Genomic DNA, 23,734 nt, shown 5'->3' with positions numbered 1-23,734 from the left:
TGACGACATGAGCGGTCCGGCACGGCGGAAGCGGTGGGGTTGGGCGGCGGCTGTGCTGGCAGGAGGCCTGTTGCTGGGCTTGGCCGGTTGTCGCAATGACAGCGGGCAGCTGCCCAAGGCCAGCGGCGAAGCCATCGCCACCAAGGCCGAGCAGGTGAAGGACTTCACCCTGCTGCGCGCGTACCCGGACCAGAAGAGTGAGGGCCTGTCGCTGGCGCTGGAGTTCTCGCGCCCGCTGGTCGGCACCCAGGACTTCGACAAGCTGGTGCGTTTCGAACAGAAGGTCGGCACCGACGACAGCAGCTGGACCCTGTCCGATGACGGCCTGACCCTGCGCTACCCCTTCGTCGAAGCCGGCAAGGAATACAGCCTGGTCGTTTCCGAAGATCTGCTGGCCGCCGACGGCAGCCGCCTGGGCAAGGAACTGAAGCAGAAGGTGTTCAGCGGCGAACTGAAGCCGGTCGCCGGTTTCGCCTCGCAGGGCAGTGTGCTGCCGGCCAAAGACAGCCGTGGCCTGCCGGTGGTGTCGGTGAACGTGCCCGAGGTCGACGTCGAATTCCTGCGCGTGCGCGAGAAGGACCTGCCGACCTTCTTCAGCCAGTACCAGCGCGGCGGCCGCCGTGGCAGCTGGGAGCTGAGCAGCGACTACGAGCGCAGCCCCATCAACAAGCTGGCCGAGCCGGTCTACGTCAACCGCTTCATCCTCGGTGGCAAGCAGAACGAGCGCGTGCTGACCTACCTGCCGACCCAGGACATCAAGGAGCTGCAGGAGCCGGGTCTGTACTTCGCCCTGCTCAAGCGCACCGGCGACTATGAAGGCGAGTTCGATACCGCGTTCTTCTCGGTCAGCGACATCGGCCTGCACACCCGTGCCTACAAGGACAAGCTGTTCGTCCACACCGCCGCGCTGAAGGACGGTGCGGCGCTGAAGAACGTCGATCTGCGCGTGCTCGACGCCAAGGGCGAGGTGGTGCTCAAGGGCAGCACCGACAGCAACGGCAACGCGCTGCTGAACTACACCCTGGACGCGACCCACGTGCTGGTGGCCAGCAGCGGCAAGGACACCAGCTTCCTGCCGTTCAACCAGCCGGCGCTGGACCTGAGCGAATTCGCCGTGGCCGGTCGTGACAATGCCTGGTTCGACGTCTACGCCTGGTCCGGTCGCGACCTGTACCGTCCCGGCGAAACCGTGCGCCTGTCGGCCCTGCTCCGCGACAACGACGGCAAGCCGGTGAAGGCTCAGCCGGTGTTCCTGCGCCTGAAACAGCCCGACGGCAAGACCTTCCGCGAGACCCGCCTGCAGCCCGGCGACCAGGGCTACATCAACTTCGAGCAGACCATCCCCGCCGAGGCGCCGACCGGGCGCTGGCAGGTGGAATTCCGTACCGACCCGGCCAGCAAGGAAGCGATCCAGGGCATGACCCTGCGCATCGAGGAGTTCCTGCCCGAGCGCATGAAGCTGGACCTGGACAGCGCGCAGAAGACGCTGAAGCCGGGCGAGGAGCTGCGCCTGCAGGCCAATGGTGCCTATCTGTATGGCGCCCCGGCCGATGGCAACCGCTTCACCGCGCGCCTGGCCGTGGCCGCCGAACAGCAGCCGGTGGAAGGCCTGCCGGGTTATTTCTTCGGTGACCCGACCCTGCAGCTGCCGCGCGAAGCCAAGGACGTGGTCGACACCACGTTGCCGGCCAATGGCCAGCTGCGCGAAGACGTGGCCCTGCCGGAAGAGGCGGCCAAGGCCAAGGCGCCGATCGCCGTGGTGCTGTCGGGCAGTCTGTATGAAACCGGTGGCCGCACGGTCACCCGCACCCTCAAGCGCGTCATGTGGCCGGCCAATGCGCTGGTCGGCGTGCGCCCGCTGTTCAACCCCGAGGACGGTGCCGATTCCAACGGCAACGCGCGCTTCGAGCTGATGCGCGTCGATGCCGCCGGCAAGCCGCAGCCGGCCAAAGGCCTGAAGGTGACCCTGGTGCGCGAGCTGCGCGACTACCACTGGACCTTCAACGACAACCGCTGGGACTACGATTTCACCCGCCGCTTCGAGAACAAGGAAACCCGCACCGTCGATGCCGGCAGCAGCGCGGTCGCCTTCGATTTCCCGGTGGAGTGGGGCGAGTACCGGGTGGACGTGTTCGATCCGTCCACCGGCCTGACCAGCCGCTATCCGTTCCGCGCCGGCTGGAGCTGGGGCGATGACAACCGCGGCCTGGATGCACGCCCTGACAAGGTCAAGCTGGGCCTGGACAAGACCGGCTACAAGGCCGGTGACACCCTGCAGGTGACGGTGACCCCGCCGCACGCCGGCAAGGGCATCCTGATGGTCGAGAGCGACCGCATGCTGTACGTGCAGGAGATCGACGCCAAGCCGGGTGCCACCTACAAGATCCCGGTCACCGCCGACTGGGAGCGCCACGACGTCTACATCACCGCGCTGGTGTTCCGTGGCGGCAGTGCGCCCAGCAAGATCACCCCGGCCCGCGCCGTGGGCGTGGTGCACGTGCCGATGGACCGCAAGGGCCGCACCGTGGCCGTGGGCTTGGTAGCGCCCAAGCAGATGCGCCCGGAACAGGACCTGCCGGTGACGGTCAGCGCGCCGCAGCTGGCCGGCAAGACCGCGCACGTCACCGTCTCGGCGGTGGACGTGGGCATCCTCAACATCACCCGCTTCCCGGTGCCCGATGCCGGCGCGCACTTCTTCGCCCAGCGTCGCCTCGGCATTGATGCCTACGACATCTACAGCCGTGTGATCGAAAGCTTCGACGGCAGCAACGGCAAGCTGAAGTTCGGCGGCGACATGGCCCTGCAGGCACTGCCGCAGGCCAAGCGGCCGACCGCGCGCGTGCAGACCGTGGACCTGTTCTCCGGCCCGGTGCAGCTCGATGCCAAGGGCAATGCGCGCATCCGCCTGAAGGTGCCGGACTTCAACGGCACCCTGCGCGTGTCGGCGCTGGTCTACAGCGATGACCAGTACGGCAAGCGTGATGTGGAAACCATCGTGCGCGCGCCGATCCTGGCCGAGGCCAGCATGCCGCGCGTGCTCGCCCCGGGCGACCGCAGCACCGTCACCCTGGACGTGCAGAACTTCACCGGCAAGCCCGGCCAGTTCAACGTGCAGGTGGACACCGAAGGCCCGCTGGGCCTGGGCGAGGGCAGCCGCAACGTGCAGCTGAACGTCGACGCCAAGACCACGCTGAGCTTCCCGCTGTCGGCGCGCGAGGGCAACAGCGTGGCCAAGGTGCGGGTGCGCGTGGACGGCAACGGCTTCAAGGCCGACCGCCGCTACGACCTGCCGGTGCGTGCGGCGTGGCCGCAGGTGATCCGTTCGCAGGTGCGCACGCTGGATCCACTGGCCGCGGTCAGCCTGGATGGCGGCCTGGCCGATGGCCTGATGGCCGAGTCGGTCAATGCGCGCCTGCTGGTCAGCCCGCTGCCGCCGATCCCGTTCGCCAGTGCCCTGCAGGGCGCGCTGAACTATCCCTACGGCTGTGCCGAACAGACCACCAGCAAGGGCTACGCCGCGCTGATCCTGGACCAGGCGACTTCGTCGATGCTCGGCACCGACGGCCTGGATGCCAAGACCCGCCGCGAGCGCATGGAAGGCGCGTTCGGTCGCCTGGCGTCGATGCAGGTGGCCAACGGCAACTTCTCCATGTGGGGTGACGACGGCTACGTGAACCCGTGGCTGACCCCGTACATCACCGAGTTCCTGCTCGATGCCAAGGACGGTGGCTTCGCCGTGCCGGACAACGTGCTGCAGAAGGCACTCAACCGCCTCAGCGAGGACCTGCTGTCCGGTGGCAACCAGTTCTACGGCCAGGATGACCGCGAGAAGCTGAAGTTCGCCAACCAGGCGTATTCCGGCTACGTGCTGGCCCGCGTCAACCGCGCGCCGCTGGGTACCCTGCGCACGCTGTATGACAACGAGCGCAGCAAGGCCGTCGGTGGTTTGTCGCTGGTCCACCTGGGCGTGGCGCTGTCGCTGCAGGGTGACGCCAAGCGTGGCCAGGCGGCGATTGCTGCCGGCTTCGCCAAGTCCAGCAGCGAGCGTCCGTCGTACTTCGGCGATTACGGCAGTGCCATCCGCGATGACGCGCTGATGATCGCGCTGACCCACGAAAACAAGCTGGCCAAGCCGGCCTGGGATGCACGCGCGGTCGATCTCGGCCGTGGCCTGGATGCCCGCCGCAATGCCGGCTGGATGTGGCTGAGCACGCAGGAGCAGGTGGCCATCGCCCGCCTCGGCAAGGCCTTGGCGGCCAACCAGAAGGCACTGGTGGCCGGTGAACTGGTGATCGGTGGCAACAGCGAAACCATCGGCCAGCGCAAGCTGTTCGGCCGCAACTTCACCGGCAGCGAACTGGCCAGCGGCGTGCGCTTCACCCCGCAGGGCCAGCCGCCGATGTTCGCCAGCATCGACGTGGCCGGCATCCCGCGCAGTGCGCCTGCGCCGGACAACAGCGTGCTGGGCGTCGAGCGGACCTACTTCGGCACCGACGGCAAGCCGTGGACGCCGCGCCCGCTGAAGGAAGGCGAAGCGCTGATCGTGCGCATCACCATCAGTGCCGATACGCAGATGCCCGATGCGTTGCTGACCGACCTGCTGCCGGCCGGCCTGGAGATCGAGAACTTCAACCTGGGCGATGCCAAGCAGTGGGCCGACGTGGTGGTCGATGGCATCACCATCAGCGACCGCAGCTCGGCCGCCGACACCAAGCACGAGGAGTTCCGCGACGACCGCTACGTGGCCGCACTGAAGCTGTCGCGTGGTGGCAAGGCCAACGTGTTCTACCTGGTGCGCGCGGTGACCCCGGGCACCTACTCGGTGCCGCCGCCGCTGGTGGAAGACATGTACCGCCCGCAGCTGCGTGGCGTGGGCCGCAGCAACCCGACCACGATCACGGTGGTCCAGCCGTGACCGCGCGGACGGGCCGCGACGGCGCGGCCCGTCCCACCGGCACGCTGCAATGAACAACGACCGGACGACCCGGCGGGCGGCCCTGCGCCGCCGGCTGCAGCCGCTGTGGCCCTGGCTGCGCTGGGGCACGGCGGCGCTGCTGGTCCTGCTGCTGGTTCTCGATTTCGCGTTCCCGCCGCCGCTGCCGAAGCAGCGCGATACCAGCACCCTGGTGGTGGCCGCTGATGGCAGCCCGCTGCGCGCCTTCGCCGATGCCGAAGGCGTGTGGCGCTACCCGGCATCGGCCGACAGCGTCTCGCCGCTGTACCTGCAGGCGCTGCTGACCTACGAAGACCGCTGGTTCTGGCAACACCCCGGCATCAACCCGCTGGCGATCCTGCGTGCCAGCGGCCAGCTGCTGCGCGGCGGCCGCATCGTGTCGGGCGGTTCGACACTCACCATGCAGGTCGCGCGCATCCTAGATCCGCATTCGCGCACGCCGTGGGGCAAGCTCAAGCAGATGCTGCGCGCGGTGCAGCTGGAAGTGCACCTGTCGAAGGCGCAGATCCTGGCGCTGTATCTGGAACGCGCGCCCTACGGCGGCACGATCGAGGGCGTGGAAGCGGCGAGCTGGGCCTACCTGGGCAAACCGGCCACCCAGCTGTCGCATGCCGAAGCCGCCCTGCTTGCGGTGCTGCCGCAGGCGCCGAGCCGGCTGCGCCCGGACCGCCACCCGGAAGCCGCGCAGAAGGCGCGTGACAAGGTGCTGGCGCGCATGGCCGAGCTTGGCGTGTGGACGCCGGAAGAGGTGGAGGACGCGCGCATCGAGAACGTGGTCGCACGCTCGCTGCGCCCGCCGATGCATGCGGCACTGTTGGCGCAGCGGCTGCATTCGGCGCATCCGGGCCAGGCGCGCATCCAGAGCAGCATCGACCTGGACCTGCAGCGCACGCTGGAAGAGCGCGTGGCCAGCTATTTCTCCACGCTGCCCGAGCGCACCTCGGCCGCCCTGCTGGTGGTCGACAACCAGACCCTGCAGGCCCGTGCCTATGTCGGCACGCTGGCCTTCGGTGACCGCCAGCGCCTGGGTCACGTCGACATGGTGCAGGCCTGGCGCTCGCCCGGCTCCACGCTCAAGCCCTTCCTGTATGCGATGGCGCTGGACGATGGCCTGATCCATTCGGAAAGCCTGCTGGTGGATGCGCCGCAGAGTTTCGGCAGCTACCGGCCGGGCAACTTCGATGAGGCCTTCAATGGGCCGGTCGGTGCATCGAGCGCGCTGCGCCTGTCGCTGAACGTGCCGGCGGTGGACCTGCTGCAGCGGGTGGGCTCGGCGCGTTTCGCCGCGCGTCTCTCGCACGCGGGCATCCAGCTGCGCTTCCCGCCGGGCAGTTCGCCGAACCTGTCGCTGATCCTTGGCGGCACCGGTGCGCGCCTGGAGGATCTGGTCGGCGCCTTCGCCGCGCTCAACCGCAACGGCATCGCCGGGCGCGTGCGCTACACCGACGACGAGCCGATGATCGAGCGGCGCCTGGCCTCGCCCGGGGCCAGCTGGATCGTGCGCGAGATGCTCGAATCCAATCCGCGCCCGGGCTATGGCGTGGGAACCTTCGATGTTGGCGGCCGCCCGCGCGTGGCCTGGAAGACCGGCACCAGCTATGGCTACCGCGACGCGTGGGCGATCGGCAGCACGCGCCACTACACGGTAGGCGTGTGGGTGGGGCGACCCGATGGCACGCCGCTGCCGGGTCAGTACGGCGCGGTTACCGCATTGCCGCTGATGTTCGAAGTGGTCGACAGCCTGCCGCGCCAGCCCGGCGATGCCGCCGCCGCGCCGATGCCGGCCAGCGTCAGCCGCGCCGATGTGTGCTGGCCCACCGGCGAACTGGCCGAATCGTTGCCGGCCGCGTTGTGCCAGCGGCGCATGCCGGCCTGGCTGCTGGACGGTGGCGTGCCGCCGACCTTCCCTGAGCGCGAGGCGCGCCGTTGGCAGCCGGGCCGCCAGCGTTACATGGCCGACGCGCGTAGCGGCCAGCGGCTGTCCGCCGACTGCAGCGCGCCGCACACCGAAGTCGAGCGCGAGATCGCGCGCTGGCCGGCGCTGTTGTCACCGTGGCTGCCCAAGGCCACGCGTGATGCCTCGCAGCTGCCGCCACTGGCAGAGGACTGCCGCGACGATGGCCGCGAAGCGAGCGTGGCCCTGCACGTGGATGGTCTGAACGATGGCGCCGCACTGGCGCGGGCACCCAATGCCGAGCACGGCGTGCGCCTGCAGCTGCGCGCGCTGGGCAGCGAACAGGCGGTGGACTGGTTGCTGGATGGTCGCTGGATCGCCCGCACCCAGGGCGCGCAGCTGATGCAGCGCGAATTCGCCGATCCCGGCGCGCATACGTTGACCGCACTGGCCACCGATGGCGCGTGGACGCAGGTGCGGTTCACCGTCATCCGTTGACGCCGGGCATGGCCCGGCGCTACCCGTGCGACCGCATCTACCGGATCATTTCCCGATCCACCCATCCAGCAGGTCGGCGAACTCATCGGCATGCTCCTCCTCCTGCGCCAGGATCTCCTCCAGGATGCGCTTGGTGGTGGTGTCACGGTCGCCGATGAAGTTGATCATCTCGCGGTAGCTGTCGATGGCGATGCGCTCGGCCACCAGGTTCTCGCGCACCATGTCGCGCAGGTCGCTGCCTTCCTTGTACTCGGCATGCGAGCGTGCGGTCAGCGTGTCCGGATTGAAGTCCGGTTCGCCGCCCAGCTGCACGATGCGCTCGGCCAGCTTGCCGGCGTGCGCCTGTTCCTGCTGCGCGTGTTCGAGGAACTCGGCCTTGACCGCGTCGGCCAGCATGCCCTTGGCCATGAAGTAATGGCGGTAGTACCGCAGCACGCACACATACTCGGTGGCCAGCGCATCGTTGAGCAGCTTGATTACCGCCTTGCGGTCGGCGCTGTAGCTGTCGGTGATCGCACCGTCCTCGATGTTGCGTCGCGCGCGCTCGCGCAGGGTTTTGCGGTCGCTGATGCCGGGCACCTGGGGGCTGGGCTTGGTGCCGGGCTTGGCGGCGGACTTGCTGGCTTTGGCTGGCTTGTTGGACATGGCTGGCCGGTTCCTCTTGCAGTGGGGTGTCAGGTGGGGAGGTGCTCCAGCACGTAGTCGGCCGAGGACACCTCGAACTGGCCGTGCGCCTCGATCCAGGCGGCGCGGACCACGCCGTCGTCGACGTACAGGGCGAAGCGACGCGAACGGATGCCCATGCCCGAGGCGCTGGCATCCAGCTCCAGGCCCAGTGCACGGGTCAGTTCGGCATTGCCGTCGGACAGCATCAGCAGGCCTTCGGGCACGTGCTGGTCGGCGGCCCAGGCTTTCATCACGAACGGATCGTTGACCGCCATGCAGTACACGTCGATGCCACGCTGGCGGAAGGCCGCGAACTTCTCGACGAAGCCGGGCAGGTGGCGGGCGGAGCAGGTCGGGGTGAAGGCGCCGGGCACGGCGAACAGGACCACCCGGCGCCCGTCGAACAGGGCATGGGTGTCCAGCGTTTCGATACCCTCGCGGATGCGCTTGAGGGTTACTTCCGGAATACGGTCGCCGACATGGATCGTCATGGGAACTCCTTGCTGGTGGCAGGCTAGTGGGGCTGATGGGACGGAGGCGTCAAGACATTGGAAACCCGGTGTGCACACCCCATCCTGGGGCCGGGCGGTGGCAGCCGCATTGCGCTGGATCAGTCGGCGTCACCGGCGCCGTACGGGCAGCGGCGTAGCATGCCGGCGCGTAGAATGAACCTGGGGCGGCGCCACCGGCGCGGCCGAAGCAGATCGAGGTAGCTGGATGGAATTCAAGGATTACTACGCCACCCTGGGGGTGGAACCGAGTGCGGGCGAGGCCGAGATCAAGACCGCCTACCGCCGGCTGGCGCGCAAGTACCACCCGGACGTGAGCAAGGAGGCTGGCGCCGAGGACAAGTTCAAGGCGGTCAACGAAGCCTACGAGGCGCTGCGCGATCCGGAAAAGCGCGCGGCCTATGACCAGCTGCGCGCGCAGGGCTACCGCCCGGGCGAGGAATTCAACGTGCCGCCGAACTACGGCGGTGCCGGTGGCTTCAATTTCGAGGAAGTGTTCGGCGGCGGCGGTGCCGGCGGCGGCTTCAGCGATTTCTTCGAGAGCCTGTTCGCGCGTCAGCGTGGCGGCCAGGGCGCCGGCCCCGGCCCGGGCTTCAGCAGCCACGGCCAGGCGCCCAACCGCGATACCCGGGCCAAGCTGTCGGTGCCGCTGGAAGCGGCCTACGGCGGCGACAGCCTGCGCATCACCGTCAACGGCAAGCAGCTGGACGTGCGCGTGCCCAAGGGCATCCGCCCGGGCCAGGTGATCCGCCTGTCAGGGCAGGGCACCCATGGCGGCAACCTGCTGCTGGAAGTGGAATACGCCGCCCACCCTCAGTTCGAGGTCGATGGCCGCAACATCCTCTATACGCTGCCGGTGACCCCGTGGCAGGCCGCGCTGGGCACCAGCATCAGCGTGCCGACCTTGGGCGGTGCGGTGGAACTGAAGATCCCGGCCGATTCCGATGCCGGTCGCAAGCTGCGCCTGCGCGGCCGCGGCCTGCCGGGCAACCCGGATGGCGACCAGATCGTGGAGCTGGAGATCGTGGCCCCGGCGGCGACCGACGAGGCGCAGAAGAAGGCGTACCGGAACCTGGCAAAGGCCTTTGGCGAAACCATTTGAAGGTAGTGCCGGCCGCTGGCCGGCGGTTTTGACATGTAGAGTCGAGCCATGCTCGACTGCCGCAACCAACAGCAGTCGAGCATGGCTCGACTCTACAAAAGCCGTCTCAGCCTTGGCCGGCGAACACGCGCTCCAGCACCTCGGACAGTTCGTCTTCCGAGAACGGCTTGGTGATGTAGGCCTTGGCGCCCTGGCGCATGCCCCACATGCGGTCGGTGTCCTGGTCCTTGGTGGTCACCAGGATCACCGGAATATGCCGGGTCGCCTCGTCGCGGGCGAGCGTGCGGGTGGCCTGGAAACCATTGAGGTTGGGCATCACCACGTCCATCAGCACCAGGTCGGGCAGTTCGGCCTTGGCTGTTTCCACCCCGGCCGCGCCATCGGTGGCGGTCAGGATCTGGTGCCCGAGTTTCTCGACGATGCGCTGTATCCCCAACAGCTGCGACGGTGAGTCGTCGACGATCAGAATGCGTGCCATGTTGTTCCCCGTGTCATGCCCGCAGTGTAGTGCGGGCACATTGCGGGTGGGAACACGGCAGCTGCCGTCCGTCGCCTGCCTGCGACGTTCAGTCGATCCGCACCACCGTGCGGCCGAGCGAGCCACCGGCCAGCATCCGTTCGAACACGCCCGGCAGGTCCGTCAGGCCGACTTCGGCCGTGCAGATCCGGTCCAGGTGCTGCGGCTTCCACATGCCGCCCAGTCGCGCCCACACCGCTTCGCGCAGGCCGCGCGGCGCGCTGGCCGAAGAAACGCCCAGCAGCGACACGCCACGCAGGATGTACGGCATCACCGTCATGTCCAGTTTCGGACTGGCGGCCAGGCCGGCACTGACCACGCTGCCATAGGGCACGGTCTGCGCCAGCAGGCTGGCCAGCATCGATCCACCGGCATTGTCCAGGCCACCGCCGAAGCGGGCAGACTGCAGCGGCGCGGTATCGGCCAGTGCCTCGCGCGGCAGCACCTCGGCGGCGCCGATGTCGTGCAGGAAGGCGGCCTGCTCCGGCTTGCCGCTGATCGCATGCACGTCGTAACCGGCACGGCTGAAGATGTCCACGGCCAGCGCGCCGACCCCGCCGGTGGCGCCGGTCACCGCCAGCGGGCCGTGCCCCGGGGTCAACCGGTTGTCCTGCAGGCGCAGCAGGGCGAGGGCGGCAGTGAAGCCGGCCGTGCCCAGCACCATCGCTTCGCGCGGGCTCAGGCCGGCAGGCTGGGCGATGACCGCGCGCGATTCCAGCCGCACGTACTGGCTGTAGCCGCCGTCACGGGTCTCGCTGAGCCCGCAGCCGGTGGCCAGCACCGCGTCGCCCTCGCGCCAGGCCGGGTCGCTGGAGGCGACCACGGTGCCGGCCACGTCGATGCCACCGACCAGCGGGAAGCGCCGCAGGATCTTGCCCTTGCCGGTGCCGGCCAGGGCGTCCTTGTAGTTGACCGAGGACCAGTGGGCGCGGATCAGCACCTGGCCGGGGCTGAGGTCGTCCACGCCCAGCTGGACCAGGCCGCTGCGGTAGCCGGCATCGTCGTTTTCGATCCGGAAGGCGGTGAACGGGGTGGTGGGGGCCATCGGCGCTGCCTGACTTCGAGGAAAACGCCACCTTACCCGGTCATGGCCCTTTCAAACCTGCCAGTCCGCCCCATCTTGTATGATCGGTGAAGATTCACGGCTGGCGCCGCGGGAAGGGCCCGCGCCGCAGCCCAATATTGATGGAGCGTGCATGGCCTGGAATACACCCGGCGGCAACAAGGGCGGACAAGGCCCCGAGGACAATCGACGCGGGCCGTTCGGGTCGCGTGGCGGTGGCAATGGCGGTGGCTGGGGCGGTCTGCCCGGGCCGCTGAAGGACCTGTTCGATGGCGGCATCCTGCGTTGGGTGGCGGCGGCGGTGGTGTTGCTGGTGCTGTTCTCCAGCTTCCAGCTGATCGGCGAACAGCAGCGAGGCGTCGTGCTGCGCTTCGGCCAGTTCTCGCGGATCCTGACCCCGGGCCCGAACTTCAAGCTGCCGTGGCCGATCGAGTCGGTCACCAAGGTCAATGCCACCGAGATCAAGACCTTCTCGATCCAGGTGCCGGTGCTGACCCGCGACGAGAACATCGTCAACGTCTCGCTCAACGTGCAGTACCGCATCGATGATCCGCAGCAGTACCTGTTTGGTACCGTCGATGCCGACCAGGTGCTGGAACAGTCCGCGCAGAGCGCGGTGCGTGAGGAAGTCGGTCGTGCCGACCTCAATTCGGTGCTGAACAACCGTGGCCCGCTGGCCGTGGCCGCCGAGGAGCGCCTGCAGGCGCTGCTGGGTGCGTTCAAGACCGGCCTCACCGTGACCGGCCTGACCCTGCAGGACGCCCGTCCGCCGGAGGAGGTCAAGCCGGCCTTCGACGAGGTCAACGGTGCCCAGCAGGTCAAGGAACGCCTGATCAACGAAGCCCAGGCCTACGCCGCCAAGGTCGTGCCGGAAGCCCGAGGCCAGGCCTCGCGTGCCCGTACCACCGCCGAAGGCTACAAGCAGGCCGTGGTGTCCAAGGCCGAGGGTGACGCACAGCGCTTCAGCCTGCTGCAGGCCCAGTACAAGGACGCCCCGGAAGTGACCCGCAAGCGCCTGTGGCTGGAAACCGTCCAGCAGGTGCTGAGCGAGAACCGCAAGGTGATCGGTGGCGATGGTCGCCAGCTGATCTACGTGCCGATGACCGGCGACACCCGTCCGGGCGCCTCGGCCCCGGCCCCGGTGCCGAATCCGGATGTGGTGATGCCGTCGCTGCCGGGTACCGCAACCGAAGTTTCCCGTGACCCGGGCCGGCCGGTGGCCCGCCCGACCGGGCGTCCGAGCGGCCGTGAGGAGGGCAGCCGATGAGAAGTTCTATCTGGATTGCCGTCGTCGTGGCGGCCCTGCTGGCCCTGCTGGGTTCGGTCTACGTGGTCCGCGAGGACCAGACCGCCATGGTCCTGAACCTGGGCAAGGTGGTGCGTTCGGACATCAAGCCGGGCCTGCACTTCAAGGTGCCGGTGGTGGAAACCGTTCGCGTGTTCGACCGCCGCTTCCAGGTGCTGGACACGGCACCGGCGCGTTACTTCACCGCCGAGCAGAAGGACGTCAGCGTCGACTTCTTCGCCGTGGGCTACATCTCCAACGTGGGCGACTACTTCCGTGCCACCGGTGGTGACCCGCGCGTGGCCAATGCCCGCCTGGCGCCGATCATCACCGACTCGCTGCGCAACCAGATCAACTCGCGCACCCTGCAGCAGCTGGTATCCGGCGACCGCAGCGAGCTGATCGCCGAGCAGCTGAAGGGCATCAACGAAGCGGTGTCCGGGCTGGGCATGCAGATGATCGACCTGCGCATCAAGCAGGTCGACCTGCCCACCGACAGCCAGGTGATCAACGACGTGTACGAGCGCATGCGCGCACAGCGCAAGCAGGAAGCCGCCAAGCTGCGCGCCGAGGGCGAGGAGCAGTCGCTGACCATCCGTGCCCAGGCCGACCGTGACAGCACCGTGCTGATCGCCGAAGCCGAGCGCGATGCCCAGCGCCTGCGCGGTGAAGGCGATGCCGATGCGGCCCGCATCTACGGCAAGGCCGGCTCGGCCGACCCGTCGTTCTACGCGTTCTACCGCAGCCTGGAGGCCTACCGTGGCTCCATGACCGACGGCAACGGCGTGATCGTCCTGGACAAGAACGACCCGTTCCTGCAGTACCTCAAGAACGACCGCTGAGGTCGTTCGGCAAGATCCCACGGGGCCCGGCCAGATGCCGGGCCCCGTGTTTTTTCCGGAGTCCCCCCGCATGAAAGATCTGTTCGCGGCCGTCTGCCTGGTGGCCGTGCTCGAAGGCCTGCTGCTGTTCGTCGCCCCGCTGGCCTGGAAGCGCATGGCCGAGCGCCTGCTGGACCTGCCCAGCCCGGCCCTGCGCAGCTTCGGCGGCCTGGTCCTGCTGGCCGGCCTGAGCCTGCTGTGGTGGGCCCGGCACTGAAAGGGCAGGGGTCGGATCCGTTTCCGCAGGAAACGGCTCTGACCCCGGTTTGCGGGAAGGCGAGGCGCCTGACCGGCCGGTAAAGCCGTCCGTCGGAAAGGTGGCACCCGACCCCGGAAACCCGGATAATGCACAAAAGCCGGACGGGCCTCCCCGTTCGGCTTTTTCCGTGTCTGGGCCTTCCATCGCCGGCCGCTCCCCGTTTGGAGCCGCCATCCAGGTGCTGGCCAGCCCCGCCACGGTTTACCCGTCCGCGGCCCCGATGGCCGCAACAAATCGAGGAGCCCGTCATGGGTCAGTCTGTCGTAGTGTTGGGTGCCCAGTGGGGCGATGAAGGCAAGGGCAAGATCGTCGATCTGCTCACCGAGGAAATCGGCGCCGTGGTGCGCTTCCAGGGCGGCCACAATGCCGGCCACACCCTGGTCATCAATGGCAAGAAGACCGTCCTGCACCTGATCCCGTCGGGCATCCTGCGTGACGATGCGCTGTGCCTGATCGGCAACGGCGTGGTCATCTCGCCGGCCGCGCTGCAGAAGGAAATCGCCGAGCTGGAAGCCTCCGGCGTCGAAGTGCGTTCGCGCCTGAAGATCTCCCCGGCCGCGCCGCTGATCATGCCGTACCACATCGCCCTGGACCAGGCGCGCGAACGCGCTGCCGGCGGCAAGGCGATCGGCACCACCGGTCGCGGCATCGGCCCGGCCTACGAAGACAAGGTGGCGCGTCGCGGCATCCGCATCGCCGACCTGCATTACCCCAAGCAGCTGGAAGAGCTGCTGCGCACGGCGCTGGATTACCACAACTTCGTGCTGACCAAGTATCTGAACACCGATGCGGTCGATTTCCAGAAGACCTTCGACGAGGCCCTGGCCTTCGGCGAATACGTGCAGCCGATGAAGTCCGACGTGGCCGGCATCCTGCACGACCTGCGCAAGCAGGGTAAGCGCGTGTTGTTCGAAGGCGCGCAGGGCGCACTGCTGGACATCGACCACGGCACCTACCCGTACGTCACCAGCTCCAACACCACCGTCGGTGGCGCGCTGGCCGGTTCCGGCGTCGGTGCCGATTCGATCGACTACGTGCTGGGCATCGCCAAGGCCTACGCGACCCGCGTCGGCGGCGGCCCGTTCCCGACCGAGCTGGACGATGAAATCGGCCAGGGCATCCGTGACCGCGGCGCCGAGTACGGTGCTTCGACCGGTCGCCCGCGTCGCTGCGGCTGGATGGACATCGTCGCGCTGAAGCGCGCCGTGGCCATCAACGGTATCAGCGGCCTGTGCATCACCAAGCTCGACGTGCTGGATGGCATGGAAAAGCTGAAGGTCTGCATCGCCTACGAATACAACGGCAAGCGCACCGAGTACGCGCCGCTGGACGCGCAGGGCTGGGAAGACTGCACCCCGGTGTACCTGGAGTTCCCGGGCTGGAGCGAGAACACCCACGGCATCACCAACTGGGACGAGCTGCCGCCGGCCGCACGCGCCTACCTGCGTTCGCTGGAAGAGCTGGCCGGTTGCCCGATCAGCATCGTTTCCACCGGCCCGGACCGCGACCACACCATGGTCCTGCAGGATCCGTTCGCCTGAGTGGGCGGTAGCGCCGGGCCATGCCCGGCGTGGTGGTAACGCTGTGCAATTGAAAAAGAGCGCCGCGACTCCCTGAGGGTCGCGGCGCTTCTTTTTGGGTTCTCCACCAACTCCGGTTCTGCCAGCCCATGGCTGGCAGAACCGGAGCCACCAGCATGTCGCTTCCGGCACTCTAAATCGGCCATCCACGTCAGATTCCCCCAAGCCACACGCCACTCGCACTTTCTGCACGATCCCCGCATACAACTTCTGGTAAGCGATAAGCGTCACGCGCCATTCTGAAGCGCGGGTTGTTTGCGTCACCGCACGTCGCTCTCGCCCGCGCAGCAGCAGATTCGCGCCTTTTCCTGTCGCATCCGCCACTCCCCGCGTATGCAACACTTCGCATCGCACGCTCGATTCCCTCCGGACCTTTCGGATTTTTCTCATTGAATCGAACGTGCAGGCGTAGACACCATGGCGCGCCACCGAAAAAGGGTGGCCGGGCATGCAAACCCGCGATATGTGCTGTAAGCGCTTGCCAGCCGGCACCGTCCTGAAACGGTGCCGGCTGGCAATCCGTCGGCCTTCTATGGCGGGCGGTGCGTGGGGGTCTTCGGACCCGCCGGTCTGCATGTATCCCGGTTTGCAACCCGCACCGTCCGCCACCCCGCTTCTGCGCGGTGGCGCTGTTACGTACAGCCAGGGAAGCCGACGCCATGACCACTCGCAAGAACCCGCCACTCCATGTTGTTGATGCCGTCAACGACGATGAAGACCCCACCTCCGATATCAGCACCTTCCAGGGCTGCCTCACCCGCATCCGTGATGGCGAAGGCTCTGATGGCATGCTCTGGCCGGAGGAAAACCTGTCCGACGGCCGACGCCAGTCACTGGCGCGGATCGACCGTGCGGCCGTGGCCATCCTCACCGCGGCGGAGATGCTGCATGCGGCCAACCGCTGCAAGACCATGGCCACGCTCCGCCGCCACCTCGATGAGGGCGTGGTGGAAGGCTTGTTCTTCGCCTGCCGCGAACTTGCCGAGCTGGTGTGCCGGGAAGTCAGGCCGGCCTGACCTCCGTTCTGCATGTGCGATGCCCAGCCTCGCCATCTGGCGAGGTACCGGGCCGGCTCGCGCGCTGCCTTACGCCAGCACTATGGTCACGTGCAGTTCTGCGCTACGTTGTGGCCAACGCCAGCAGGGACGCAGCGCGATGACCGGGAGTTCGGCATGAAGGGCGAGACGGTCGCGCGGGTGACCCTGTGGCTGCTGTGGAGCCTGTGGGCGCTGGCTTGCATCCTGCTGGTACTGGGCGCGGCCGCCAACCACCTGGCCTCGCGCACGCAGACCCTGCCACTGGTGCTGCAGCCCGGCGCGACCGCCGAGGTCACGGTTTACCGTTTCATCGACGATCCGTTGCGGCTGCGCCTGCGCTACGCCGATGACGGCGCCGATCCGTCGATCGATCCGGAGCTGCGCCTGCGCGCGGACACCCCGACCGATCGCAACGAGTTCCGCGCGAAGACACGCTCGGGTGCGTCCGGAACGGATGTTTCCCGTGCGCTGGAGTCGGTGGGGCCCAGCAGGTTCGCCGCCTCGTACTTCGGCTATGGGCGGGGGGACGCACTGCCGCGCGGGCGTTCCTGGCTGCGGCTGACCGTGCTGGAGGTCGACCCGGCGCTGGCCGGGCGAGCGGCCTCGGTGGAACTGCTGCCGCCGATGGACGTGTTGAAGCTGACCGACCTCGATTACCTCTGGCTGTGGCCGTTCTTCTTCTGGCAGCCGGTGGCGCTGCTGTTGCTGATTGCCGCTGGCGGGCTGGCCGCCGCGAGCATCGCGCTGCGGCGCTGGCAACGGCGCAACAGTGCCCGGTAGCGCCGGGCCTTGCCCGGCGGGGCAGGCGCCGCACTTGCTAAATACCCAATATGGGCACAATAATGCCCAATATGGGTAACCAAGCCGCCACATCGTCGTCCACAGGCCCCATCGGCCTGGCCGACGCGCTGTTCACCCAGACCCAGCAACGGGTGCTGGCCCTGCTGTTCGGGCAGGACCGCCGTGATTTCAGCATTTCCGAGCTGATCAGTGGCAGCGGTGCCGGTTCCGGCGCCGTGCAGCGCGAAGTGGCCAAGCTGGTCGCCAGTGGCCTGGTGGAGCAGCGCAAGGTCGGCAACCAGAAACGCTATCGCGCGTTTGCGGGCTCGCCGATCCATGCCGAACTGGTGGCGCTGGTGCACAAGACCATCGGCCTGGCACAGCCGCTGCGCGACGCACTGCAGCCGCTGCAGGACCAGATTGCGGCGGCCTTCGTATTCGGCTCGGTGGCCAAGCGCACCGACAGCGCGCACAGCGACATCGACCTGATGCTGGTCTCCGATACGCTGGGCTATGCTGAGCTGATGGCCGTGCTCGATCCGCTGGAAGATCGCCTGGGACGGCCGGTGAACCCGACGCTGTACACGCACGACGAATTGAACGATCGCCTGCACAAGGGAAATGCCTTCCTGCAGCGAGTACTGGAACAACCCAAGCTGTGGGTGATTGGAGGAATGGATGACCTCGCCATTGCAGAACCTGGTCGGGCCGGGTAAACCGCTCAGCGCCGAGCCGCCGGATCCGCGCGAGATCGAAGGCCTGCAGCGCTCGGGCCTGGCGCGGTTGCGTGACGCACGCAATGCGACGCTTTCGCTGGAAAGCCGCTTCGACCTGGCCTACAACGCCGCCCACGCATTGAGCCTGGCAGCGCTTCGTGCGCACGGGTTCCGGCCCAGCAACCGCTACATCGTGTTCCAGTCGCTCAAGCACACGCTGGGCGTGGGCCCCGAGGTATGGCGGGTGCTCGACAAGTGCCACCAGCAGCGCAACATCGCCGAGTACGAGGGCGAACTGGATGTCAGCGGGCGCCTGGTGGAAGACCTCATCGCTGCCTGTGAAGCGGTGCGGGTGGCCTGCGGTCTCTGAGTGCGCCGGTGGGTTGCCAGGATCCGCAGCCGTGCCGCATGCTTCTGCGTCGCGCCTCGCGGTCCGCGCGTGGCAGGACATCAATCAAGGAAGGAGCAACATCATGGGTGCATGGGGCAGCGGTACATTCGAAAACGATGACGCCTGCGATCTGGTCTGCGACCTGCGCGAAAGCACGGATCTTTCACTGCTGGAAGAAGCGCTGCGCACGGCTGCCGAGACCGACGAAGACCTGGACGCCGGCGACGGCAGCAAGGCCCTGGCCGCAGCGGAAGTGATCCTGGCGCTGCTGGGCCATCCCTCGCCGGCGATCGCCGAAGAGGAAGACCTGCAGGCGTGGATGAAGGCCAATCCACAGCGCCCGACCGCCGCGCTGCTGGCACTGGCCGAACGCGCCGTACAGCAGGTGACGGCCGAAGACAGTGAGCTGCGCGAGCTGTGGGACGAGGTCGATTCGCTGGACGAATGGATGGCCGAAGTGAACACGCTGCAGGCGGGCCTGCGCGCCGCACGCAGCGCAGTCGGCTGAAGCCTCAGCGGCCAGCCGCCTGCAGCAACGGGTAAGGGTTGATCGATTCGCCCTTCCACCATTGCTTCTCCGGGCCCAGCACGTGCACCTCGAAATGCAGGTGCGGGGCATCGGCGCTGGCGTTGCCGGTGCTGCCGACGTAGCCGATCACTTCACCGCGCTTGATCGCCTGCTTTTCCGCCAGGCCATCGGCATAGCGCTGCAGGTGGGCGTAGTAGTAGCACCAGCGTCCGCTGGGCTCGAACTGGTAGATCGTCAGTCCGCCGCGCTCGCTGTCGAACAGTTTTTCCACCGTGCCATCGGCCACCGCCAGCACCGGCGTCCCGGCGTCGGCCATGATGTCGATGGCATCGTGCACGCGCCCCTCGCTGCGTGCATCGGTGAAGGTGTCGCGCAGCTGCGATGCCTGGATGCCCTGCACGGGCAGCAGCAGGCCTGCGGGCGCATCCGCACCGGGAGAGGCCAGCGTGAGTGCTGGAGCCGCAGCATCCACGCGCGCGGGTGCAGGCGGCTTCACCGGCGCCGCCGTCACGGCTGCGGGTGGCGTTGCAGGCAGGGCAACCACTACCGGCTCAGCCGCATCGCGGCGCAGCCACCAGCCGGCACCCAGCCCCAGCAGCACGCCCAGTACGATCAGCTGCGAAAGACGCATCGCCTCACTCCTGCATCACGACGGGTACCGAGGTATCCACGGCATCGGCCACGCGCAGCGCATCCCAGTTGGTCATGCGCACGCAGCCATGTGATTCGGTCTTGCCGACATGGCCGGGCTCGGGCGTGCCGTGCAGGCCGTAATGCGGCTTGGACAGGTCGATCCAGACCCGGCCCACGGGATTGTTCGGGCCCGGCGGCAGCGTGGCCTTTTTCTCGCCCTTGCGCGCATCCCAGAACAGCTTCGGGTTGTAGTGGAAGGGCGGGTCGCGGTACACGCCGAGGATCTTCCATTCACCGATCGGCAGCGGATCATGCTGGCTGCCCGACGACACCGGCACCTGCGCGATCACCTTGCCCGCTGCATCGAGCAGCTGCAGGGTGGAATCGGATTTGTCGACCACCACCTTGGCCGCCTTCGGCAGCGGTGCCGGCGCAATGTTCGGCACCTGGATGCGGCTGCCGGCCTTGCCCAGGTCGACGTCGGGGTTGAGCGCCTTCAACAGCTCGGGCGAGGCATGAAAGCGCTCGCCTAGCGACTCTTCCACGCTGCCGTAGCCCAGCGCCTTCAGCTTGGCCTGTGCGGCGGGCCCCTTCGGCACCGGCTGGAATGGACCGGCCACGTCCTCGGCGGTCAACGTGTAGCTGGCCAGCGGTGCGTTGGCATCGGCCTGCAATGCATTCCAGGTGGCATCGTCCAGCTCGCCGGTCACGGTCAGCCCGTGCGCGGCCTGGAAGCCGGACACCGCGCGGCGCTGGTTGCTGCCCACTTCGCCATCGATCTGGCCGGGCGAGAAATTGGCGCGGTCCAGCAGCACCTGCGCGTGCAACGGCGAGCGTGCGGCGATGTCCGGTCCGGCGCGTTCGGCGATGGGCGCGGGCAGGTCGGCTGGCGGGGCCTGCGCGAATGCAGGGGAAACCAGCAGCGACAGCGCAAGCACGGCAACGCGGGGTGAAAGCATGGGAAGCTCCTGCAGAACGTGCCCCCACCATGCCTGCACCCCGCGACCAGCCCGCGTGAAAACACCAGCGTGTTGCTGAGCGGCAGATGAGCGCTCAACGCGCGGAGTCATCCTCGATGCGCCAGCTCTGCAGCACGCCGAAGCCGATCTCGGCCACGGTGAACAGCAGCAGGATCGCACTGGCACCGTGCAGCACCGCATACACCTGCCACAGCGCGAACAGCCAGCGTGCCGCAGCGTCGAGCCGGCCCAGCAGCACGCTGGGGGCGAGCACGCGGGCCAGCGACCACATCACCACCACCGAACCGAGCAGGTTGGCCAGCAGCATGTGCAGCGGATCCAGTGCGGGGACCTGGCCCGGCAGCTGCCAGGCCTGGGCCAGTGCTGCCATCGCCGCATGCAGCGGTGCGAAGGTCCAGGGCAGGGCGAAGGGCAGGGTGACCACCAGGTCGTAGAACGCACTGGCGCGGACGATGCGGAAGTAACGGGAGGTGAGCATGGACGCCTTCAACAAGGGAAAGAGGGCGTACTGTCAGGGCTGAAGTAAACTTCAAGGTCAAGTCTTTTCTGGAATCCCCATGCAGATTGGAGAGCTGGCCCAGGCCTGCGGCCTGTCGCGCGAAGCCCTGCGTTTCTATGAGAAGCAGGGCCTGATCGGCGCGCGGCGCCTGGCCAATGGCTACCGCGATTACCCCGAGGAAACGGCGATGCTGGTGCACTACATCCGCACGGCCCAGCAGCTCGGCTTCACCCTGGCCGAGATCGGCCAGCGCCTGCCCAGGCTGTGGGAGCAGGCCGATGCCGGCCCGTTGCTGGCGGCCGCGCTGCAGGAAAAGCTCGCCGACATCGATGCCCGCATCGCCGCGCTCGGCGCCCTGCGCCAGGACCTGGCCACGCGCCTGGCCAGCGCCTGTCCACTGCAGCCACACGAGGTCGCTGGCTGAACGAAGAATGTGAACCGCCACCGAAGCGTTGGCGGTTGCACGGTCAAGGAGCACGGGCGGCGGGCCGATAAGGGCGCATCCCCTCCACGTTTGGATTCCCCCCCCCATGAACTACTTGAGGAATGTCAGGGTCGCCTGGCGTCTTGGCCTTGGCTTTGGCCTGTTGCTGCTGCTGGTGGCTGCCGTGGTCGCCACCGGCGCCACCGCCACGGCCGTGCAGAAGCACGCCATGCAGCAGGTGGTCGAGGTCAGCGTAGCGAAGGTGCGACTGCTGTCGGAAATGCTCGATGCCAACAACCAGATGATGGTCGTGCGCCGCGAGATGCTGATCCGCCAGGGTGACGCGCGCGAGGCCGACGAGCAACGCATCGCCGACCTGGTCAAGCGCTACGAGGCCAGCTGGACCGCCTACCAGGCGCTGCCCGGCGATGCCGAGGGCAGGGCGATGGGCGAGGCCATCGCGGCCAAGCGTGCCATTGCGCGCCCGCTCAACAAGCAGACCAGCGAACTGATGGAACAGGGGGATTTGCCCGGCGCGGTCGCGCTGACCCTGGGCCCGGTGCAGGAAGCGGCCAACGGCTGGAACAAGGCGCTGGCTGATGGCGTGGCCTTCGAGGAAAAAGAGAGCCGCGAGGCGGCGGCCGAAGCGATCCGCCTCGGCGAGCGCAGCCTGCTGCAGCTGCTGGTGCTGGGCGGCGTGGCGCTGCTGGTCGGCATCGCCGCTTCGGTGATGATCGGGCGCAGCATGACCGGCCCGCTGGCGCGCGCGGTGCAGCTGGCGCAGCAGCTCTCGAAGGGCGAGCTGGACCAGTCCTTCCACCTGGGTGGCCGCGATGAACTGACGCAGCTGGGCGAGGCCATGGGCAGCGTGCGGCAGAGCGTGCAGGCCGCCATTGGCGCGCAGCTGCAGATGGCCGAACAGCACGAGGCCGGTGCCATCGGCTACCGCATGGATGCCCGCGCCTTCCCCGGCGATTTCGGCCGCATGGTGCAGGCCACCAACAGCCTGGTGGAATCGCACGTGCAGGTGGAACTGCTGATGGCTGAAGTCATGCAGCGCTACGCGATCGGCGATCTCAGCCGCGACCTGCCGCAGTACCCGGGTGAAAAGGGCGCGTTCACCCGCACCCTGGCCGCGGTGAAGCAGAGCCTGATGGCGATCAGCGCGCAGATCGACACGCTGGCCCGGGCCGCCGGCGCGGGCGATTTCAGCGTGCGCGGCGATGCCGAGGCGTTCCAGTTCCAGTACCGCGCGATGGTCGAACACCTCAACGCCATGATGGCCAGTTCGCAGGCCAGCATTGCCGACGTGTCCGATGTGCTGCGTGCGATCTCGCACGGCAACCTGACCGCGCGCATGGACGGTGAGTACGAAGGTGTCTTCGCCCGCATGCGCGACGATGCCAACACCACCACCACGCAGCTGACCGGCATCGTCCGTGGCATCCAGGTGGCGGCCGACAGCATCAACAATGCGGCGCAGGAACTGGCCGCGGGCAACAGTGATCTCTCGCGCCGTACCGAACAGCAGGCGGCGAACCTGGAAGAGGCCGCTGCATCGATGGAGGAACTGACCTCCACCGTGCGCCAGAACGCCGAGCTGGCCCGCCAGGCGGACAGCGAAGCCCACGCGGCCGGTGCTGCCGTGCGCGAAACCGAACAGGCCATGGCGCAGATGGCAACGGTGATGGGCGAGATCGACCAGTCCTCGGCGCGTATCTCCGAGATCTCCACGGTGATCGACGGCATCGCGTTCCAGACCAACATCCTGGCGCTGAACGCCGCCGTCGAAGCGGCACGTGCCGGTGAGCAGGGCCGTGGCTTCGCCGTGGTCGCCAGTGAAGTGCGCACCCTGGCGCAGCGCGCCGGCGTCGCCGCCAAGGAGATCAAGGAGCTGATCGAGGATGCCGCCGCCAAGGTGCAGAGCGGCCTGGCCGTAACCGTACAGTCCGAGGCGGCGATCGCCCGCCTGGCCCACGCCAGTTCGCGCACCAACCAGCTGATGAGCGACATCGCTGCGGCCAGCAAGGAACAGGCCGCGGGTATCGAACAGGTCAACCAGGTGGTGGTGCAGATGGACCAGGTGACCCAGCAGAACGCGGCGCTGGTGGAGGAAGCCACCGCGGCCAGCCGCGCGCTGGAAGAGCAGGCCAACGCACTGACCACCTCGGTGTCGGTGTTCCAGATCGAGCAGGGCGGTGCAGCCCGTGCCGTGGTGGCGCGCGCGGCCTGACCGCTGCGCCGGTAGAGTCGAGCAAGCTCGACTCTACCGCGCGGCCCCCTTTTTCGGCGATGCTCGCTGGGGTGCTCGCTTGGAGCCGAGGGAGGAGGCATGGACAGCAACGAAACCGAAGGCGCGCAGATCCCGCACCTGGCATTGCAGGTGCGGGTGGGGCTGCCTGGGTGATTATCAAGCTCTGGCGCGCGTTCGGGCAGCCTTTTTTGCTGCTGTCTTGCGTGCCGCCGTCTTCCGCGCACGGGTTGCCGCCCCCGGGGTTGGGGGGGGGGGGGGGGTTGGGGGGGGGGGTTTTTTAGGC

General features: G+C 67.9%; 21 protein-coding genes. 14 read left to right on the top strand and 7 right to left on the bottom strand.

The genetic code is table 11. The annotated features are described in order from the left end of the window. The first annotated feature begins 7 nt into the window (after nucleotides 1-7). Nucleotides 8-4,915, top strand: coding sequence for an alpha-2-macroglobulin (locus tag IAE56_RS09015; protein ID WP_200752298.1), 4,908 nt, complete (start codon nucleotides 8-10; stop codon nucleotides 4,913-4,915). Nucleotides 4,916-4,964: 49 nt separating this feature from the next. Next, complete coding sequence (pbpC, locus tag IAE56_RS09010) at nucleotides 4,965-7,346, top strand: penicillin-binding protein 1C (RefSeq protein ID WP_200752297.1); 2,382 nt, start codon at nucleotides 4,965-4,967, stop codon at nucleotides 7,344-7,346. Nucleotides 7,347-7,391: 45 nt separating this feature from the next. On the opposite strand, the gene IAE56_RS09005 is transcribed toward pbpC, so the two are convergent. Continuing rightward, nucleotides 7,392-7,991, bottom strand: a complete 600-nt coding sequence (locus tag IAE56_RS09005) for a ferritin-like domain-containing protein (protein ID WP_200752296.1) — start codon at nucleotides 7,989-7,991, stop codon at nucleotides 7,392-7,394. Between the two features lie 29 nt (nucleotides 7,992-8,020). Continuing rightward, entirely contained in the window at nucleotides 8,021-8,503 is a 483-nt protein-coding gene (locus IAE56_RS09000; RefSeq protein WP_200752295.1) for a peroxiredoxin, read from the bottom strand. A 226-nt stretch (nucleotides 8,504-8,729) separates the two neighbouring features. Here IAE56_RS09000 and IAE56_RS08995 point away from each other — a divergent pair, with 226 nt between their 5' ends. Then, the gene (locus IAE56_RS08995) at nucleotides 8,730-9,623 is read left to right on the top strand and encodes a DnaJ C-terminal domain-containing protein (RefSeq protein WP_164074729.1); all 894 of its coding nucleotides are present in this window, start codon (nucleotides 8,730-8,732) and stop codon (nucleotides 9,621-9,623) included. A gap of 106 nt (nucleotides 9,624-9,729) precedes the next feature. On the opposite strand, the gene pilH is transcribed toward IAE56_RS08995, so the two are convergent. Both pilH and IAE56_RS08985 read right to left on the bottom strand, forming a co-directional pair. Next, entirely contained in the window at nucleotides 9,730-10,101 is a 372-nt protein-coding gene (pilH, locus tag IAE56_RS08990; protein WP_005410644.1) for a twitching motility response regulator PilH, read from the bottom strand. A gap of 88 nt (nucleotides 10,102-10,189) precedes the next feature. Further along, complete coding sequence (locus IAE56_RS08985; protein WP_200752294.1) at nucleotides 10,190-11,185, bottom strand: YhdH/YhfP family quinone oxidoreductase; 996 nt, start codon at nucleotides 11,183-11,185, stop codon at nucleotides 10,190-10,192. Between the two features lie 151 nt (nucleotides 11,186-11,336). Between IAE56_RS08985 and hflK the strand changes: the two genes are divergently transcribed. From hflK to IAE56_RS08940, 9 genes are all read left to right on the top strand, one after another. Next, complete coding sequence (gene hflK, locus IAE56_RS08980) at nucleotides 11,337-12,470, top strand: FtsH protease activity modulator HflK (protein ID WP_200752293.1); 1,134 nt, start codon at nucleotides 11,337-11,339, stop codon at nucleotides 12,468-12,470. Then, on the top strand, nucleotides 12,467-13,330 hold the full coding sequence (locus tag IAE56_RS08975; protein ID WP_164074732.1) for a protease modulator HflC: 864 nt from the start codon (nucleotides 12,467-12,469) through the stop codon (nucleotides 13,328-13,330). Before hflK ends, IAE56_RS08975 begins: the two co-directional genes overlap by 4 nt. Nucleotides 13,331-13,400: 70 nt before the next feature. After that, the gene (locus tag IAE56_RS08970; protein ID WP_079222788.1) at nucleotides 13,401-13,586 is read left to right on the top strand and encodes a DUF2065 family protein; all 186 of its coding nucleotides are present in this window, start codon (nucleotides 13,401-13,403) and stop codon (nucleotides 13,584-13,586) included. A 290-nt stretch (nucleotides 13,587-13,876) separates the two neighbouring features. After that, the gene (locus IAE56_RS08965; RefSeq protein WP_108769628.1) at nucleotides 13,877-15,169 is read left to right on the top strand and encodes an adenylosuccinate synthase; all 1,293 of its coding nucleotides are present in this window, start codon (nucleotides 13,877-13,879) and stop codon (nucleotides 15,167-15,169) included. Nucleotides 15,170-15,867: 698 nt separating this feature from the next. Further along, nucleotides 15,868-16,224 carry a hypothetical protein gene (locus IAE56_RS08960; protein WP_200752292.1) on the top strand — a complete coding sequence of 119 codons (357 nt, stop codon included), beginning with the start codon at nucleotides 15,868-15,870 and terminating at the stop codon, nucleotides 16,222-16,224. A gap of 156 nt (nucleotides 16,225-16,380) precedes the next feature. After that, nucleotides 16,381-17,025 carry a hypothetical protein gene (locus IAE56_RS08955; RefSeq protein WP_200752291.1) on the top strand — a complete coding sequence of 215 codons (645 nt, stop codon included), beginning with the start codon at nucleotides 16,381-16,383 and terminating at the stop codon, nucleotides 17,023-17,025. 71 nt (nucleotides 17,026-17,096) lie between these two features. Beyond that, nucleotides 17,097-17,741 carry a MarR family transcriptional regulator gene (locus IAE56_RS08950; protein WP_200752290.1) on the top strand — a complete coding sequence of 215 codons (645 nt, stop codon included), beginning with the start codon at nucleotides 17,097-17,099 and terminating at the stop codon, nucleotides 17,739-17,741. Beyond that, nucleotides 17,704-18,111: a hypothetical protein gene (locus IAE56_RS08945; protein ID WP_200752289.1), complete on the top strand. Its 408-nt coding sequence runs from the start codon at nucleotides 17,704-17,706 to the stop codon at nucleotides 18,109-18,111. The genes IAE56_RS08950 and IAE56_RS08945 overlap by 38 nt, the downstream gene beginning before the upstream one ends. A 103-nt stretch (nucleotides 18,112-18,214) precedes the next feature. Next, nucleotides 18,215-18,640 (top strand): DUF4259 domain-containing protein, encoded by a 426-nt coding sequence (locus tag IAE56_RS08940; protein ID WP_200752288.1) that lies wholly within the window; start codon nucleotides 18,215-18,217, stop codon nucleotides 18,638-18,640. Between the two features lie 4 nt (nucleotides 18,641-18,644). On the opposite strand, the gene IAE56_RS08935 is transcribed toward IAE56_RS08940, so the two are convergent. From IAE56_RS08935 to IAE56_RS08925, 3 genes are all read right to left on the bottom strand, one after another. Next, nucleotides 18,645-19,292, bottom strand: a complete 648-nt coding sequence (locus IAE56_RS08935) for a M23 family metallopeptidase (protein WP_200752287.1) — start codon at nucleotides 19,290-19,292, stop codon at nucleotides 18,645-18,647. A 4-nt stretch (nucleotides 19,293-19,296) separates the two neighbouring features. Further along, the gene (locus IAE56_RS08930) at nucleotides 19,297-20,253 is read right to left on the bottom strand and encodes a L,D-transpeptidase (RefSeq protein ID WP_200752286.1); all 957 of its coding nucleotides are present in this window, start codon (nucleotides 20,251-20,253) and stop codon (nucleotides 19,297-19,299) included. Between the two features lie 94 nt (nucleotides 20,254-20,347). Further along, the gene (locus IAE56_RS08925; RefSeq protein WP_200752285.1) at nucleotides 20,348-20,752 is read right to left on the bottom strand and encodes a hypothetical protein; all 405 of its coding nucleotides are present in this window, start codon (nucleotides 20,750-20,752) and stop codon (nucleotides 20,348-20,350) included. A 79-nt stretch (nucleotides 20,753-20,831) separates the two neighbouring features. On the opposite strand from IAE56_RS08925, the gene IAE56_RS08920 reads away from it, so the two are divergent. Both IAE56_RS08920 and IAE56_RS08915 read left to right on the top strand, forming a co-directional pair. Then, nucleotides 20,832-21,197 (top strand): MerR family transcriptional regulator, encoded by a 366-nt coding sequence (locus IAE56_RS08920; protein ID WP_200752284.1) that lies wholly within the window; start codon nucleotides 20,832-20,834, stop codon nucleotides 21,195-21,197. A gap of 106 nt (nucleotides 21,198-21,303) precedes the next feature. Further along, nucleotides 21,304-23,430 (top strand): methyl-accepting chemotaxis protein, encoded by a 2,127-nt coding sequence (locus IAE56_RS08915; protein WP_200752283.1) that lies wholly within the window; start codon nucleotides 21,304-21,306, stop codon nucleotides 23,428-23,430. Nucleotides 23,431-23,734: the final 304 nt, after the last annotated feature.

Origin of the sequence: Stenotrophomonas sp. S41, assembly GCF_016624625.1 — a bacterium.
Classification (GTDB): domain Bacteria; phylum Pseudomonadota; class Gammaproteobacteria; order Xanthomonadales; family Xanthomonadaceae; genus Stenotrophomonas.
The sequence above is the reverse complement of the archived record's forward strand: the minus strand, read 5'-3'. Positions and strand labels throughout refer to the sequence as shown.